14 protein-coding genes are annotated in these 15,845 nt (G+C 70.2%); 7 read left to right on the plus strand and 7 right to left on the minus strand.

Annotation, left to right across the window (positions count from 1 at the left end):
- Positions 1-195: 195 nt before the first annotated feature.
- Complete coding sequence (locus ITP53_RS27115; protein ID WP_195898278.1) at positions 196-1,206, minus strand: RDD family protein; 1,011 nt, start codon at positions 1,204-1,206, stop codon at positions 196-198.
- Between the two features lie 51 nt (positions 1,207-1,257).
- Between ITP53_RS27115 and ITP53_RS27120 the strand changes: the two genes are divergently transcribed.
- Positions 1,258-2,250, plus strand: coding sequence for a stage II sporulation protein M (locus ITP53_RS27120; protein ID WP_195898279.1), 993 nt, complete (start codon positions 1,258-1,260; stop codon positions 2,248-2,250).
- Between the two features lie 83 nt (positions 2,251-2,333).
- On the opposite strand, the gene ITP53_RS27125 is transcribed toward ITP53_RS27120, so the two are convergent.
- The 5 genes from ITP53_RS27125 to ITP53_RS27145 form a co-directional block, all read right to left on the minus strand.
- Positions 2,334-3,707: a DUF58 domain-containing protein gene (locus ITP53_RS27125; protein WP_195898280.1), complete on the minus strand. Its 1,374-nt coding sequence runs from the start codon at positions 3,705-3,707 to the stop codon at positions 2,334-2,336.
- Between the two features lie 82 nt (positions 3,708-3,789).
- Positions 3,790-4,746 carry an AAA family ATPase gene (locus ITP53_RS27130; RefSeq protein WP_328815880.1) on the minus strand — a complete coding sequence of 319 codons (957 nt, stop codon included), beginning with the start codon at positions 4,744-4,746 and terminating at the stop codon, positions 3,790-3,792.
- 13 nt (positions 4,747-4,759) lie between these two features.
- Positions 4,760-5,941 (minus strand): DUF4350 domain-containing protein, encoded by a 1,182-nt coding sequence (locus ITP53_RS27135; protein ID WP_195898282.1) that lies wholly within the window; start codon positions 5,939-5,941, stop codon positions 4,760-4,762.
- Positions 5,938-6,600 (minus strand): DUF4129 domain-containing protein, encoded by a 663-nt coding sequence (locus ITP53_RS27140; protein WP_328815883.1) that lies wholly within the window; start codon positions 6,598-6,600, stop codon positions 5,938-5,940. Before ITP53_RS27140 ends, ITP53_RS27135 begins: the two co-directional genes overlap by 4 nt.
- An 8-nt stretch (positions 6,601-6,608) precedes the next feature.
- The gene (locus ITP53_RS27145; protein ID WP_195898283.1) at positions 6,609-7,850 is read right to left on the minus strand and encodes a proline-rich domain-containing protein; all 1,242 of its coding nucleotides are present in this window, start codon (positions 7,848-7,850) and stop codon (positions 6,609-6,611) included.
- A 270-nt stretch (positions 7,851-8,120) separates the two neighbouring features.
- Between ITP53_RS27145 and mtrA the strand changes: the two genes are divergently transcribed.
- The 6 genes from mtrA to ITP53_RS27175 all read left to right on the plus strand — a co-directional run bounded on the left by mtrA (position 8,121) and on the right by ITP53_RS27175 (position 15,183).
- Positions 8,121-8,798: an MtrAB system response regulator MtrA gene (mtrA, locus tag ITP53_RS27150; RefSeq protein WP_043620615.1), complete on the plus strand. Its 678-nt coding sequence runs from the start codon at positions 8,121-8,123 to the stop codon at positions 8,796-8,798.
- An 18-nt stretch (positions 8,799-8,816) separates the two neighbouring features.
- Positions 8,817-10,559 carry an MtrAB system histidine kinase MtrB gene (gene mtrB, locus ITP53_RS27155; RefSeq protein ID WP_195898284.1) on the plus strand — a complete coding sequence of 581 codons (1,743 nt, stop codon included), beginning with the start codon at positions 8,817-8,819 and terminating at the stop codon, positions 10,557-10,559.
- Positions 10,546-12,282 carry an LpqB family beta-propeller domain-containing protein gene (locus ITP53_RS27160; RefSeq protein ID WP_195898285.1) on the plus strand — a complete coding sequence of 579 codons (1,737 nt, stop codon included), beginning with the start codon at positions 10,546-10,548 and terminating at the stop codon, positions 12,280-12,282. Before mtrB ends, ITP53_RS27160 begins: the two co-directional genes overlap by 14 nt.
- Positions 12,279-13,016, plus strand: a complete 738-nt coding sequence (locus ITP53_RS27165) for a ComF family protein (protein WP_328815888.1) — start codon at positions 12,279-12,281, stop codon at positions 13,014-13,016. The genes ITP53_RS27160 and ITP53_RS27165 overlap by 4 nt, the downstream gene beginning before the upstream one ends.
- Positions 13,017-13,643: 627 nt before the next feature.
- Positions 13,644-14,312, plus strand: coding sequence for a ribosome hibernation-promoting factor, HPF/YfiA family (gene hpf / locus ITP53_RS27170; RefSeq protein ID WP_195898286.1), 669 nt, complete (start codon positions 13,644-13,646; stop codon positions 14,310-14,312).
- A 172-nt stretch (positions 14,313-14,484) separates the two neighbouring features.
- Entirely contained in the window at positions 14,485-15,183 is a 699-nt protein-coding gene (locus ITP53_RS27175) for a response regulator (protein WP_195898287.1), read from the plus strand.
- Positions 15,184-15,212: 29 nt separating this feature from the next.
- On the opposite strand, the gene ITP53_RS27180 is transcribed toward ITP53_RS27175, so the two are convergent.
- On the minus strand, positions 15,213-15,821 hold the full coding sequence (locus ITP53_RS27180) for a Uma2 family endonuclease (protein ID WP_195898288.1): 609 nt from the start codon (positions 15,819-15,821) through the stop codon (positions 15,213-15,215).
- Between the last annotated feature and the right edge of the window lie 24 nt (positions 15,822-15,845).

Here is a 15,845-nt window from a genome sequence, read left to right on the forward strand (position 1 = left end):
CGGGGGCATGCCCCCCGCGACCCCCCCATCAAAGTCAAAGGCTTGGAAGAGGCTTCTTTTTTCGCAGGAAGCGAGCTTCCTGCGCTTGGACGAGGCTTTCGCCCTTCCAAGGGGTGGCTGGGGTCCCTTGGGGTGACTCCCCCCCAAAGGGGAGGGTTCTGAAGGGTGACTTCCCCAGGGTTCCGAAGGGTGGGCTCACTGAGGGGGTGCGAACCCGCCCGGAGTTGCCTGCGGCGGCTCCGGTGCGGGTGCGGCCGGCGGCCGGCGAGCCCCGTTGCCTCCCGAATACGGCTGCGGACCCGGCTGCGGGTACGACTGCGGCTGCGTATACGGCTGGGAGCCCGGTTGCGGCTGCGCGTAGGGCTGAGGGCTCTGTTGCGGCTGTGTGTAGGGCTGAGGGCCGGGCTGCGGGTGTGCGTAGGGCGGTGGGGGAGTGGTCTGTGGGTACGCGCCCCGCGCCGCCTGCCGCGCGAAACGCTCCTGCTCCCTCCTCCTGCGCTCGGCGAGAACGGCGCTCAGGTACGCGTGCGGCGGCACCCCGGCCGGCGCGGCGGGCGAGACGAACGACGCGACCTGGGTCGCGATCCGGATGCCCATCTCGTGCTGGACCTGCGGCGACAGGTCGTGCCATCGCGACAGGTACTGTCTGGCGGCCTGCGCCACCTCGCTGGGGAGCTGGGAGAGCTCCAGCGTGGCCGCCCAGTGCGCCAGCGAAGGCGGCATCATGATCCACTGCCCGCGGTCGCGCGGCGCCCGGTCGGAGATCACGATCGTGCCCGCGAAGACGTCGCCGAGCCGCTTGCCCCGCTGCGACACCAGCGAGGCGATCAGCGCGGGCGCACCCGAGAGCAGCCAGAACTCCACCACCCCTGCCAGCCCGCGGAACAACGCCTGCCTGAAGCGCTCAGGGCTGCCGTCGTCGCTGACCACCCGGAGTCCGAGCGCCAGCTTGCCGAGGCTGCGACCCCTGCTCAACGACTCGAAGAGCACGGGGTAGCCCACCAGCGCGAGCACGACCAGCACGATCATGGTGGCCTGCAGCATGGCGGGGTCCGAGATCGGCGCGAACGCGCCCACGATGGCGTAGGCGCCGAACAGCACGGTGATCTGCACGACCATGTCGATGATGATCGCCAGCGCGCGCGAGGGCGTCTGGGCCACCCGCACCTCGACGACGACGGCATCGCCGGTCACAACCTCTGACATATGTGGAGCCTAACGGCTATGTGCCACTGATCGAGCGGCCACAATGTTCAGGTGGACATCGATGCGTTCGTCACAGCTCACCGCCCCGCATGGGACCGGCTCGACCACCTGGTCAAGAACCGCTCGTCGCTGACGGGCGCAGAGGTGGACGAGCTGGTCGACCTCTACCAGCGGGTGGCGACGCACCTGTCCATCGTCCGCTCCTCCTCCGGCGACCCTACGCTCACCGGGCGGTTGTCCGCGCTGGTGGCCAGGGCCAGGTCCGCGGTGACCGGCGCGCACACGCCGGCCTGGCGAGAGCTGGCGAGGTTCTTCACGGTGTCGTTCCCCGTGGTGGCCTACCGGGCGCGCTGGTGGTGGCTGGCCGCCTCGGCGGCGTCCCTGGCGGTGGCCTGGCTGATCGGCGCGTGGGTGGCGGCCAATCCCGACGTCCAGGCGTCGATCGCCTCGCCCGAGCAGATCACCCAGCTCGTCGAGCACGACTTCGCCGACTACTACTCCGAGAACCCCGCCTCCTCCTTCGCCGGCCTCGTGTGGGCCAACAACGCGTGGCTCTCGGCTCAGATGATCGTCTACTCGGTCGTGCTCGGCCTCCCGATCCCGTACGCGCTCTACGCGAACGCCGAGAACGTCGCCATCTCCGGCGGCCTCATGGCCTCCAGGGACAAGCTGGACATCTTCTTCGGCCTGATCATGCCGCACGGGCTGCTGGAGCTGACCGCCGTGTTCCTGGCGGCCGCCGTGGGCATGCGGCTGGGCTGGACGGTCATCGACCCCGGGCCGCGCAGGCGGGTCGAGGTGCTGGCCGAGCAGGGGCGGGCGGTGATGAGCGTGGCGCTGGGGCTGGTCGTGGTGCTGTTCGCGTCGGGGTTGATCGAGGCGTTCGTGACGCCGTCCGGGTTGCCGACGTGGGCGCGCGTAGGCATCGGCGTGCTCGCCGAGCTGGTCTTCCTGGCGTACGTGATCCTCTTCGGGCGGCGCGCCGTACGCCAGAACGAGACCGGTGACATCGAACGCGCCCCGGACATCGCCCCATCAACCTGACCGGCGTCAAAGCCGCCCCATCGACCTGAGCGGCCTCATCAACCTGACCGGCGTCAGAGCCGCCCCGGTCGACCTGACCGGCGTCAGAGACGGCCTGCGGCCTTGAGCGCCAGGTACGCGTCCGCCAGGGCGGGTGCGATGTCCTCCGGGGGCGCGTCCACGACCTCAACCCCGTGCCGCCGCAGCTTGGCCGTGATGCGCCGGCGTTCGAGCTGCGTGTGCTCGGCCGCCGCCGCGTCGTAGACCTCCTCGGCCGACCCGCGCCGGGACGCCATGGCCGCGACGCGCGGATCGGACACCCCGGCCACCAGCACCAGATGGCGCGAGGAGAGCTGCGGGAGCACCGGCATGAGCCCCTCGTCCAGCGCCGCCGAGTTGAGGTCGGTGAGCAGCACGACCAGGCAGCGCCGCTTGGCCCGCGACAGGATCGCCGCCACCATGCCCTGCGAGTCGGCCTCGACCAGCTCAGCCTCGATCGGCGCCATCACGTTGACCAGCGACGACAGCAGCTCGGTGCGCGACGCCCCGCTCACCCAGGCGCGTACGGCCCGGTCGTGGGCGAGGAAGTCCACCTGGTCGCCGGCCCGCGCGGCGAGCGCGGCCAGCAGCAGCGCGGCGTCCATCGACCAGTCGAGCCGGGGCCAGCCGGGCGTCGGCCGCGGCTCCGGCCTGACCAGCAGCCCGCCGCCGGTCGCCCAGGCGCCCGCCATGGGGACCGGCGCGTCGCCCACCCGGCCCGCCGAGGTCCTGCCGGTGTCGAGCACGATCAGCACACGGCGGTCGCGTTCCGGGCGCCAGGTGCGTACGACCACGTCATGGCGGCGCGCGGTGGCCCGCCAGTCGATGGAACGCACGTCGTCGCCCACCACGTACTCGCGCAGGGAGTCGAACTCGGTGCCCTGCCCGCGTACGAGAGCGGGATGCTGGCCGTCCAGCTCGCGGAGCCTGGCCAGCCTGGAGGGCAGGTGCTTGCGAGACAGGAACGGCGGCAGCACGCGTACCGTCCACGGCGCCTGGTGGTCACCCTGGCGGGCGGCCAGGCCGAGCGGGCCGAGCGAGCGCACGGTGACGCCCGTCGACGACCGGTCACCGCGCCTGGTCGGCTCCAGCGTCAGGACGATCCTGCGGCGCTCGCCCCGGGGCACGTCGAGCTCGGTGACGCGCGGGGTGGCGCCCGCGGAGGGCTGCCAGGCGTCCCTGAGCACGCCGCGTACGCGCCTGCCGCCCGGGTTCTCCACGATCAACTCGACCGTGGCGCGCTGCCCGAGACGTACGAGAGTGTCGCCGGAGCGGTGGAACCGCAGCGGGCGCACCGCCCCGGCGAACAGCAGGTCCACCACGATCGCCGCGGCCAGCAGCAGACAGACCCCGGCCAGCGCGGCCCCAGGACGCGGCGCGAACAACACCACCACGATCCCGGCCACCGCGACCAGCCCGGCACGCCCCGTAAGAGCCATCAGCCCACCACCGCGTTCCCGCTCCCGGCCGGCGCCGCGTTCCCGAGCGAGGCCGGCGCCGCCACCACGACAGTCGGAGTCATCAGCGTGGGACCGGGACGGAGGCGAGGATGCCGTCCAGCAGGCCGTCGGTGGTCGCCCCCTCCAGCTCGGCCTCGGGGCGGAGCTGGACGCGGTGCCGGAGCGCGGGCCTGGCCAGCGCCTTCACGTCGTCGGGAGTGACGTACGGGCGCCCGGACAACCACGCCCACGCCCGCGCGGCCGCCAGCAGGGCCGTAGCACCACGGGGCGAGACGCCGAGCTGCAGCGACGGCGAGTTTCTTGTCGCGCGGGCCACGTCCACGATGTAGCCGAGCACCTCGGGCGCCACGTGAACCTGGGCGACCGCCTCCCGGCCCGCCGCCAGGTCCTCGGCCGACGCGACCGCCTTTACCTCCGACAGGTCGCGGGGGTCGAAGCCGCGGGCGTGCCGTTCGAGCACCGAGATCTCCTGCTCGCGCGGCGGCAACGGCACGGTCAGCTTGAGCAGGAACCGGTCGAGCTGCGCCTCGGGCAGCTGGTACGTGCCTTCGTACTCGACGGGGTTCTGGGTCGCGCACACCACGAACGGGTCGGGCAGGAGCCGGGCCGAGCCCTCCACGCTGACCTGCCGTTCCTCCATCGCCTCGAGCAGCGCGGCCTGCGTCTTCGGCGGGGTGCGGTTGATCTCGTCGGCGAGCAGCAGGTTGGTGAACACCGGCCCCTCACGGAACTCGAACTCCGCGGTCCTCGCGTCATAGATCAACGACCCGGTCACGTCACCGGGCATCAGGTCGGGCGTGAACTGCACGCGTTTGAAGTCCAGGGACAGGGCCGCCGACAGCGTGCGTACCATCAACGTCTTGGCCACGCCTGGCACGCCTTCGAGCAGCACGTGCCCCTTGCACAGAAGCGCGATGACCAGCCCCGTCACGACCGCGTCCTGCCCGACGACGGCCTTGGACACCTCGGTGCGCAGCGCGCCGAGTGCCTCCCTGGCGGAGTCGGCCGAGGTCGTCACGCGGTAAGTCTCCTCAGAGTTCACTGACCTGCCTTTCGATGAAGTCCAAGTATCCGGCCAGCCCGACGAGCCCGGAGTCGTCCGTGGGCGGGGGTCCGAAGAGCGCCGCCCCGAGCCGCCCCGCATCCTCTCCGGTACGGGCGGCGAGCGCCGGGACGACCTCCTGCGGTCCCGCGCCTGCGCCGAGCCCGAGCCTGGGCGTGAGCCGGTCGATCGTGCCCGCCCGCAACGCCTCGGCGGCCCGCTGCCTGGCGCGTCTGGCCCGGTAGAGCCGGCCGCGTCCCTCGACCGTCTCGGCCGCCCTGACGATGACCGGCAGCCGCTCCGTCACCACCGGCCCCAGGCGCCGGCCCCGCCAGAACGCGGTGAGCAGCACGGCGACGATCGCCATGAACACGGTCCAGCGGACGGATTCGGGCATCAGGTCGTACATCGTCTCGCCGCGCTCGCCCGCCAGCTGACCCGGGGGCGGGGTCTCCGGTCGCACCAGCCAGGTCACGGCCCTGCCGGTGCCGATCAGGTTGAGCGCGAGCGCCGCGTTGCCGTCCTCGGCCAGGTGCTGGTTGGTCATGAACGCGCCGTCGCCGACGACCGTGGTGACGCCGCCGTCGCGCGGGAACGTGACCAGCGCGTGTCCTTCGCCCGCCGGGTAGCAGCCGACGGCCCCCGCAGGGCCGCGGAAGGCGGCGCCGCCCATGAACGCGGTGCCCGCGGCGGTGGCGGCGGGCAGCGCGCAGGCGGGCTCGCGGGAACGGGTGCGCGGCACCTCGCCGTACCCGCTGCGCACTCCGGGGGCCAGGATGTCCAGGCCGTAGAGGTCGCCGACGATCAGCCGGTCGCCGTCGAGCCCGGCCAGGCGGAACTCGTCGAAGTACGCGGTGTCGGTGATCAGCAGCAGCCGGTTTCCCGTCCCCGACTTCTCGACCGCCGCGGCCACGGAGTCGACCCGGTCCACGGTGACGCCCCTGGCGCGCAGCAGCTCGGCCAGCGCCTTGGAGCCGGCCAGTGAGGTGTCCTGCGGGTCGAGCGGGCGTGACGGGCCCCTGTCCGGGCTGATCAGCACGCCGACTACGGCGGCCAGCACGATGAGCGCGCCGAGCAGCACGACGAGCCGCCCGGCCCGCCACGTGGAACGCGCGGTGGGGCTGGTGGGGTAGGACCCGCCGACCTCGGGCGGCCCGGTGACGACGCTCACGCCATGCCTCCCGGCGCCGCCGCCGTGGTCGCGAGGGCTACTGGGCGAGCCTGGCGGAGCCGGCCGTCGAGCCCGCTCATCGTCTCGTACGCCTCCCGCGTGCCGGGCACGCCACCGTACGTCACATCGTCGAACGACCGGGCGGCCGCGGCCAGCTCATCGGCGAAGGCGGGCAGCGCGACGGCGGCCTCCGCGGCCAGTTCGTCGGCCGTGCGCCCCGGCATGCCGTCGACCAGCGCGCGCTCCTCCAGGTCACGCGCGATGGCCCGGAGCCGCTCCTGTACGGCCTCGCTCCAGCGCCCCTCGGCGGCCAGCGTTTCCGCGGCCCGGCGGTGCTCCGCGGCGCTCATCGCCCGTTCGCCGAACAGCCCGCCCGAGGCGAGCGCGTTCTTGCGGGCGGTCTTGCGCAGCCGCCACGAGATCAGCGCGATCAGGCCGACGAGGATCAGCACGATCACCGCCGCCGCGATGATCCCGCCGGCGGTGCCGCCGCCCGTCGCCGCGTCCAGCAGGTCGCCGAGGAACTGCATGACGTGCCGGTAGATCTGGTCGACCAGCGACTCCTTCTCGTATTCCGGCTTGATCAGCTCGCCCGCGGCGCGGCCCGCGCCCTCCCCTCTGCCGATCGGACTCAGGACGGCCCCCACTGCCGAGCTCACAGCGGCGCTCACTGCCTGTTGGCCGAGTTGGACGGGTGCCAGAGCTCGTCGGCCGAGGCGTGCACCCAGCCCTGGCGCTGCTGCTCGATGGCCGCGGTCTGCAGCACGAGATCGAACGCCTCGGCGCGCATCCGCCGGTCGGCGTAGAGCAGGCCGGCGACCCCGGCTTCGAACGGGTAGGTGAACATCGAGCCGAGGGTGGTGCCGGCCGCGATCAGCACGGCCGACACCACGCTCGTGGCCACGGAGCCCACGCCGAGCACGCCGAACAGCGTGCCCGCGAGCGTGAACGGCACCGACAACACGCCCGCCACCAGCGCGACCATCACCGAGGTGAGCAGCAGGATGCCGAACACCCGCCAGAAGCTGCCTGTCACGAGGTTCCATGAGCGCCGCATGGCGTCGATCGGGCCGCGGCCCTCCAGCACCACGGCAGGCGCCGCGAACGCGAAGCGGGTCCTGAAGAACAGGTAGTAGGCGATGTACAGGATGACGAACGCGATCACCAGCAGGGCCAGCAGGCCGAGGCCGTCCTGGCCGGTGTTCGCGGCGAGCGCCACCAGGAGCACCACGAAGAGGATCATGGGGACGATCATGATGACCGCCATCAGCCCCACGACGCCGAACAGCGCGGGGATCCGGCCCTTGACGAGCTGCCAGGCCTCGCCCGCCGTGATGGCGCCGCCGAAGACGGCCCGGCCGAGTATGCGCGTCAGCACGCCGGTCAGCAGCGTGACCACGACGAACTGGACCGCGTACGACAGGAGGGTGCCGCCGTACTCGGTGAGGAAGCCGTAGAAGCCGGCGAGGTCGGCGGGGGTGCTGTCGGGGTCGCTCAGCACGGAGCCCATGGAGTTGAGCAGCAGCACCTGGCCGATGGCCAGCGGCACGGCGACGAGCAGCGCGGCGACGGCCGACAGGCCGAGCACGGCCTTCGGGTTGGACCTGATGAGCTTGATCGTGCCGTCGAGCAGGTCGCCGAGCCCCAGCGGGCGCAGCGGGATGATGCCGGGCCGCAGCGCGGGCGGTGGCGGCATGTAGCCGTAACCCGGCTGCGGCTGGGGCGGATATGGTGTTCGGGGCCCCTGGGGCTGCTGGGGAGCCTGCCCCCACGGCTGCCCGTACGGCGCCTGCTGCGGGGAGCCGGGCGCGGTCCACGGGGAAGCCTGCGGTGCGCTGTAGGGCGGGGGCTGTTCGGCCGACCAACCTGATGGCGTCGTCTCGGGCGGGGGACCGTGACCGTCTGACATATCCCAATCCTGGCATGCTGGGCGGGCCATTGGTGTCACGGAGGCCATTCGCCGGCCCATCTTGCCCGCATTCTCCGGCGAATCCGGTCAAGGTTCGCGTCCGGGGATGGCAGAAAGTCGCTCAGTTACCGCAGACTGAGATTGCGGTCGCGAGGGGCGGAGCTAAAATTCGCCTTTTGCGGGGCTCATGTCCCACTCATGGGCCTACCAAGGGTAACCTTCAGCGATCGTGCGGGTATGTCCCACAATGCGTAGAACGAATGAGGGGCCATGAAAGGTCGCGTGCTGGTCGTCGACGACGACGCCGCTCTCGCCGAGATGCTGGGGATCGTGCTGCGGGGAGAGGGCTTCGAGCCGTCATTTGTCTCCGACGGCGACAAGGCCCTGGACGCGTTCCGGGATACACGCCCGGATCTGGTGCTGCTCGACCTGATGTTGCCGGGCGCCGACGGCATAGACGTCGCGCGCCGGATCAGGGCCGAATCGGGCGTGCCCATCGTCATGCTCACGGCCAAGAGCGACACGATCGACGTCGTGCTGGGGTTGGAGTCGGGCGCCGACGACTACATCGTCAAGCCGTTCAAACCGAAGGAACTGGTCGCCAGGGTGCGGGCGCGGCTGCGCCGTACCGACGAGCCGACCCCCGAGATCCTGCAGATCGGCGACATCACCATCGACGTGGCGGGCCACTCGGTCAAGCGCGGCGAGGAGACGATCAACCTCACGCCGCTGGAGTTCGACCTGCTCGTCGCGCTGGCCCGCAAGCCGCGCCAGGTGTTCACCCGCGAGGTCCTGCTCGAGCAGGTGTGGGGTTACCGGCACGCGGCCGACACGCGGCTGGTCAACGTCCACGTCCAGCGGCTCAGGGCCAAGATCGAGAAGGACCCCGAACACCCCGAGATCGTGGTGACGGTCCGCGGGGTGGGCTACAAAGCCGGCCCGGCCTAGCCTGCCCCTGCCCCTGCCATGCCCCCGACCACGAACAAGAGGTTCCGCCGACGGACACTCCGCCAGATTCTCGGCGGCGTTCGCCGGCGGGTTCGTCGTGCGGCGGGCAGGACGCGCAGCGTGTGGCGGCGCTCGCTGCACATCCAGGTGGTCACCAGCACACTGGTGATCTCGGTGGTCGTCGTGGTCGTGCTGGGGGCGTTCCTGTCCACCCAGATCAACCAGTCCGTCATCAAGAGCAGGACGCAGTCCTCGGTCAGCGAGGCGTTCGCCGACCGCCTGCAGATCGCCGACGCGCTCGCCCCCGAGTCCGACGAGGTCAAGGCCGCGGAGGGCGGCAAGGTCTCCGCCAACCCGCTGGACGACGTCATGGACGCCGTCACCGGGGCTGGTGAGGACGGCTCGGAAAAGCGCTATGACGTGCTCATACTCAACTCGGCCAGCCCCGGCAGGTCGCGGGCGTCCGGCAGCGTCGTGCCCCAGAACGTGCCCGCCGACCTCCGGCTGGACCTGCAGCGCCTCGTGCTGAAGTTCGAGTACGAGAAGCCGGTCCACGCGATCGAGCGGATCAAGTTCCCCGACCAGAGCCAGGAAGCGCTCACGTACGTGGTCGGCGGTGTCGTACACGAGCCGTCCAGCGGCGAGAACTACGAGGTCTACCACTTCTTCCCGCTCGACGACGAAGAGGAGCTGCTGTCCAACGTCCGGCTCGCCATCGTCGTGGTGGGCCTCGGGCTCGTCCTGTTGCTCGCCGCCATCGCCTACCTGGTCGCCCGGCAGGTCGTCACCCCCGTACGGCTCGCCCGCCAGGCCGCGGAACGCCTGGCGTCCGGCAAGCTCGACGAACGCCTGAAGGTGCGCGGCGAGGACGACCTGGCCCGCCTCGGCAACTCGTTCAACGAGATGGCCGCCAACCTGGCGCTGAAGATCCACCAGCTGGAGGAGCTGTCGCAGGTCCAGCGCCAGTTCGTCTCCGACGTCTCCCATGAGCTGCGCACGCCGCTGACGACCGTGCGCATGGCCGCCGACCTGCTCTACGACGCCCGCGAGGACTTCGACCCGATGGCCGCCCGCTCGGCCGAGCTGATGCAGGCCCAGCTGGAGCGGTTCGAGTCGATGCTGGCCGACCTGCTGGAGATCAGCCGTTACGACGCCGGCGCCGCCACGCTCGACCTCGACTCCGTGGACGTGCGCGACGTGGTGCTGCGGGCCATCGCGGACTCCGAGGCGCTGGCCGAGCGGCACACGACCCGGTTCGAGCTCAGGCTGCCCAACGAGCCGTGCATGGCCGAGATCGACAACCGCAGGGTCGAGCGGATCCTGCGCAACCTGCTGTTCAACGCCATCGAGCACGGTGAGGGCCGTGACGTCGTGGTCACCGTGGGCGCCGACAGGGACGCCGTGGCCATCGCGGTACGCGACCACGGGATCGGGCTGAAGTCCGGCGAGGACACCATGGTGTTCGACCGGTTCTGGCGGGCCGACCCCTCGCGGGCGCGCACCATCGGCGGCACCGGTCTCGGCCTCGCGATCTCGCGCGAGGACGCCACGCTGCACGGCGGCTGGCTGCAGGCGTGGGGGCAGCAGGGCGAGGGCTCGCAGTTCAGGCTGACGCTCCCGAGGTCGGCCGGGGTCGACCTGAAGGGCTCGCCGCTGTCGCTGGTGCCGCCCGAGATCGAGATGCGGCGTACGTGGCGCGGCGCCATGACGCCCGTGCTGCTGCCCGCGTCGGCGGACGGGGGCGCGCATGAGGAGGTCTAGGCGGCTCGGCGTGGTGGTCGTGATCGCGACCGTCGTCGCCTGGGGCGGCTCCGGCTGCACGGTGATACCCGTGCAAGGTCCGAGCACCGTCACCGACGCCGGCAGCGGCGACCCGCTGGACAAGCCGTTCCAGCGCATGATCGCCATCGAGCCCCAGAAGACCTGGGGGCCGGAGCAGACCATCAGGGGCATGCAGGCCGCGATGGCCGCCTACGCCGACGATCCGACGATCCTGCCCCGATACCTGACGCCCGAGGCCCGGGCCAAGTGGAGCGCCTCGGGGCCGGTGACGGTGATCGAGGACGGGTTCGGCGTGGCGTACCCGACCGAGCCGGACGCCGACGAGACGACCGAGCAGATCGAGATCAAGACGCGCCAGGTGGCCCGCATCGACGAGGACGACGCCTACATCCCCTCCACCGGCCCCTGGGAGCGGTCCTTCGAGCTGACGAAGGCCCAGGGGGGCGGCTACCGGGTCAGCTACCTGCCCGAGGGGCTCGGGCTCGTGCTGACCAGGGCCGACGTGGCACGCGCGTACCGTGCGACCAACCTCTACTACCTCAACCGCACGCAGGACAGGCTCGTCGCCGACCGGGTGCGCCTGCGGATCCGCCCGACGGAGAGCTTCGCGCGGACCATCCTGGAGCGCCTGCTCCAGGAGCCGAGCTCGGCGCTGAAGGGCGCGGTGCTCACCAGCTTCGCCGCCGGCACGAAGGTCGAGTCCGTCAGGTCGGGCGAGGAACGCGTGGTGATCAACCTGTCCGGCCCACTCGGCCCGCTGGACCCCGGCGGCAAGGACGCCCTCATGGCCCAGATCAGGTGGAGCCTCAACGAGAACGGCATCGCCAAGGGCCGCGGCATCGAGGTCCAGGTCGACGGCGAGCTGTACCGCAGCGACCGGCCCAACTCCCACCAGCGCTGGCTCGACGACAGCGGCGACAGCGCCTACTACGTCAACAGGGGCGCGCTGCACTACATGCGCGACGACGGCCCGGGCGGCGCCGTCCCCGGCGCGGCCGGGAAGCAGCGCGCGGACCACTCCCACTTCGCCCTGGCCAAGCAGAGCGCCGCGATGGTCGCGGCCAAGACCTCGACCGGCATCTCGGTGGCCAGTCTGTCCCAGGACGGGCAGTGGCAGGAGGTCATTCAGGGGGCCGAGTTGACGCCGCCATCCTGGCATCGGGATGGCTCCCTATGGACGTACGACATCCAGAACGGGGTTGCTTTGCGGTATGACCCTGTTGGTGGGCGGGGGGCTGAGAGGATTTCCGCGCCCTATCTCAAGGGGCTGGATGTCACTCGGCTCAGGATCGCCAGGGACGGTGTGCGGGTGGTGGTGACCACCGGGAAGAACACCGTGCAGATCGGGGCGCTCACCGGGGCGGCGGCCGGGGTCATGCTGGGCAACTTCCAGCCCCTGACCACCACCGAGGGGGGAAACGAGATCGAGGACGTCGCCTGGGGGGATGACGAGCATCTGTTCGTGCTGGCCAAGAGCAAGGCCGGGCAGATTCTGAACGAGATCAACGTGGGGGACGGGGAGACCGTCGAGGTGCCGCTGAAGGATCGGCTGGAGTCCGTGGCCGCGCTGAACGACCGGGTTCTCGCAGAGGCGGACATGGACGGCGGGAAACCCAAGATCCTTGAGCTGAACCAGGATCGGCAGACGTGGAGCCCCAAGATCGATTCGGAGGCCAACACGCCGCTGTTCCCCCTGGGGTGATCTCGCGGTTCGGGGGCGGGCTGGAATTGTCAGTGGTCACCGGCATCGTGGGGCGGGTGCTGAGTGCCGTACTCGATCTTGTCATTCCGCCTGCCTGCGCCGGTTGCGGGGCCAAGGGGGCGCGCTGTTGCGCGGGCTGCCTCGCCGCGCTGGCCGGTGCGCCGGCCAGGCGCCTGCCAAGGCCGTTGCCCGCGGGGCTGCCCGACTGCTGGTCGGCGGGGTCCTACGACGGGGCGGCCCGGCGGGCGATCGTGGCTTACAAGGAGCGGGGCGCGGTGGGGCTGGCGGTGGTGCTGGCCGAGGTCGTGGCCTTCACCGCGATCACGGCGATCGCGCACACGGAGGTGTTGCGCGGCGGGTTCGCCGTGGTGCCTGTGCCCAGCGGCCGGCGGGCCAGGCGGGCCAGGGGGCACGATCCGGTCGGGCGGCTGGCCTGGCTCGTGGCGCGGCGGTTGCGGGCGGCCGGCCTGCCCGCGGTGCCGTGGGCAGGGCTGAGCCAGGCCAGGCGGGTGGCCGACCAGGCGGGCCTGAGCTCCGCTGAGAGGGGCGGCAACCTCGCCGGGTCCCTCTGTGTCCGCGGCGCCGCGAAAGGGCCTCCAGCGCGCTCTGCGCTGCTCGTGGACGACATCGTCACCACCGGCGCCACCCTCGCGGAAGCCGCCAGGGCGCTGCGGTCGGCCGGGGTCGCGACGCCCCTCGCGGTGACGGTCGCCGCGACACGCCGAAGATCTTGAAAAGCATTACGGTCACAGTCGGTAAAGAAAGATCCAAATCGGAACCCTGGCCCGGAGGTAACATGTCACTTCCTCCCAGGCGGCTGTGGGACTGCTCAGTAGGCGGGACTCCCGTACGCATAAGGGTTGTCGATCGGTTGTATAGGGCATTTGCCCCCACCTCCGGACCCATGGGAAGTCACGGAAAGTGATCCTTTGGCCGAGTCCCCGGCTGACATTCGCCCTGGATGCGGATAGCGTTCTGACATGGCACCCGTTCGGGTCCGTGGTTGCGCAGGGTCGGGGTTCCCGGCTCTGCTAGCCGATGCCAGCCGCAGGCAAAACGGTCCACGTAAGGCGACTTTTTGTCGACCGATCACGGTGCGGCTTAGGGATAAGTCCTGCCTTCCCGAGGGTCCAGATGTCCCTCGTCAGAAGAGAAGGGCAGTAGTGGCGACAGAGCTGCGAAATCCTCAGCAGGCGGATGTGGGGTCGAAGACCAGGTCGGCCGGATGGGTGCCAACCGCGTTCCCGGTGACCGCGAGCCGGAAGAGGGTAACGGTGACAGAAAGGCAGGCAGAAGACCCCGCCCGGCAGGCTCGTCGTCGGGCGCTCTTGCTCAGTCGTTAGACGAAGGGGGGCTGTTGCATGGACATCATCGTCAAGGGCCGGCACACCGGAGTGAGTGATCGGTTCCGCGACCTCGTGACGACCAAGCTGGCCAGGATCGAACGTCTGGACAACAAACTCATCCGAGTCGATGTGGAGGTGTCGAAAGAGCGCAATCTGCGCGTCGCCGATCAGCGGGAGCGGGTCGAGCTCACCATTCACTCGCGAGGGCCGGCGATCCGCGCCGAGGCCTCGGCCGACGATCGATTCGCAGCTCTCGACCTGGCTCTCGACAAGCTGGAAGGCCGCCTCAGGCGCATGGCCGACCGGCGCAAGGTCCACCACGGCAACCACTGCCCGCCCTCGGTGTCGGAGATCACCTCGGCGCTCCCCTCGGCCGGCTCACTCCCGCCGCTGACGGAGGAACCCACCGTCTCCAAGCAGGCCGAATCGGACGAGGACGAGCTCGTCCGGAGCGACGAACGTTACGACGACATCGTCCCGATCGAGATGGACGGCGATGGGCCGCTCATCGTACGCGAGAAGTACCATCGAGCAGAACCGATGACCATCGACCAGGCCCTCCTCGAGATGGAGCTGGTCGGGCACGACTTCTACCTGTTCCGCGACAAGGAGAGCGGCCAGCCGTGCGTCGTCTACAACAGACGCGGGTACAACTACGGCGTGTTGCGACTCGTTGAGCCCTGATCATGGGCTAAAAGATCTTCTCGACCACCCGAGAACCGTGGCGTACATGCCATCATGGCGGTTCGACGGCTCTGGCCCCCCGACGAGGAGGAGACGTGAGCGAGCTCAGTCAGGTTCAGTTGAGCGAGCGAAGCGAGGGTAAGACAGTCGCGAGGCGGAGCAGGGAGGCCTCGTGACGGAGTCTGACGAGGTCCGCCCGTCAGAGAGCGAGCCGATTCGCGTGCTGATCGTTGACGATCACGAGCTGATCAGGCGGAGCCTGGCGCTGGCGCTGGCCGCCGAGCCTGACATCGAGGTGGTCGGTGAGGCGAGCGACGGGCAGGAGGCGGTCGAACTGGCCGACCGCCTCATGCCCGATGTCGCCCTCATGGACGTACGCATGCCGCGGCAGGACGGGATCGAGGCGACGAAGGGCATCAAGGCCTCCGTGCCGAGCACCCGCATCATCATGCTGACGGTGAGCGACGAGGAAGAGGACCTCTTCGAGGCCATCAAGGCGGGAGCCACCGGCTACCTGCTCAAGGACGTCCAGATCAACGACGTTCCCGCCGCGGTGCGGGGCGTGCACGAGGGACAGTCGTTGATCAACCCGGCGATGGCGGCGAAGCTGATCAGCGAGTTCGCCAACATGAGCCGCAAGGAGTCCGAGCGCCCGCCCCAGCTCCCGGTGCCCCGGCTGACGGACCGCGAGATGGAGGTCCTGCGCCTGGTGGCCAAGGGCATGAACAACCGCGAGATCGCCAAGCAGTTGTTCATCTCGGAGAACACCGTGAAGAACCACGTGCGCAACATCCTCGACAAACTGCAACTCCATTCGCGGATGGAGGCCGTGGTCTACGCGGTCCGCGAACGCATGCTGGAAATCACCTAGTAGCGCGCGCCCGGAGTCATCCAGCGGCGCTACGGGCGAAGCCGATTCCAGTCGAGACGGACCCGGATCGGCCCTTCAGCCAGCGTTCCAGAGCCGGGTTCGAGGAGGGAGACGAGCCGGTAGCCGCCGATCCCGTGGTCCAGCGCGAGGATCTCGATGCTGGAAACGCCCTGATCGTCCAACCTGACGATCCAGTACCACGGGATGCCGGCAGCGGCGTATTCGGCGCGTTTGTCGACTGTATCGACTCTGCCCGTGCCAGAGACGACCTCGACGACGAGTAGCACCATGTGCGCCGGGAGAGGTTTCTCTTCTTCGGGCGCACATCGGAACAGGGCCGCATCGGGCCGTCGGATCTGCGCACGTGGCAGCTTCCAGAGCACCACGTCGAAGTCCATGTTGGCTTCGAGGCATTCTTCATGTTGGGCGCTGTGCCGTTGGGCAGCACGCTCAAGCATGTTGGTCAGACGTCGAGCTACCGTCTGGTGCAACCTTGAAGGCGATTCGCAGCGAATTGCTTGGCCGTCGACAACTTCGACCTGGCGGCAGAACTCCTCTGGAAGCCGCTTCCAGATGTCCACCGTGATGGGCTCCGGCTGGATTCCCGCCTTGTGTACCCAGTCGAAGATCTCCGACATGATGCCCTTCCGATCTCGAGATCG

Source organism: Nonomuraea cypriaca, assembly GCF_015645445.1.
GTDB lineage: Bacteria > Actinomycetota > Actinomycetes > Streptosporangiales > Streptosporangiaceae > Nonomuraea > Nonomuraea cypriaca.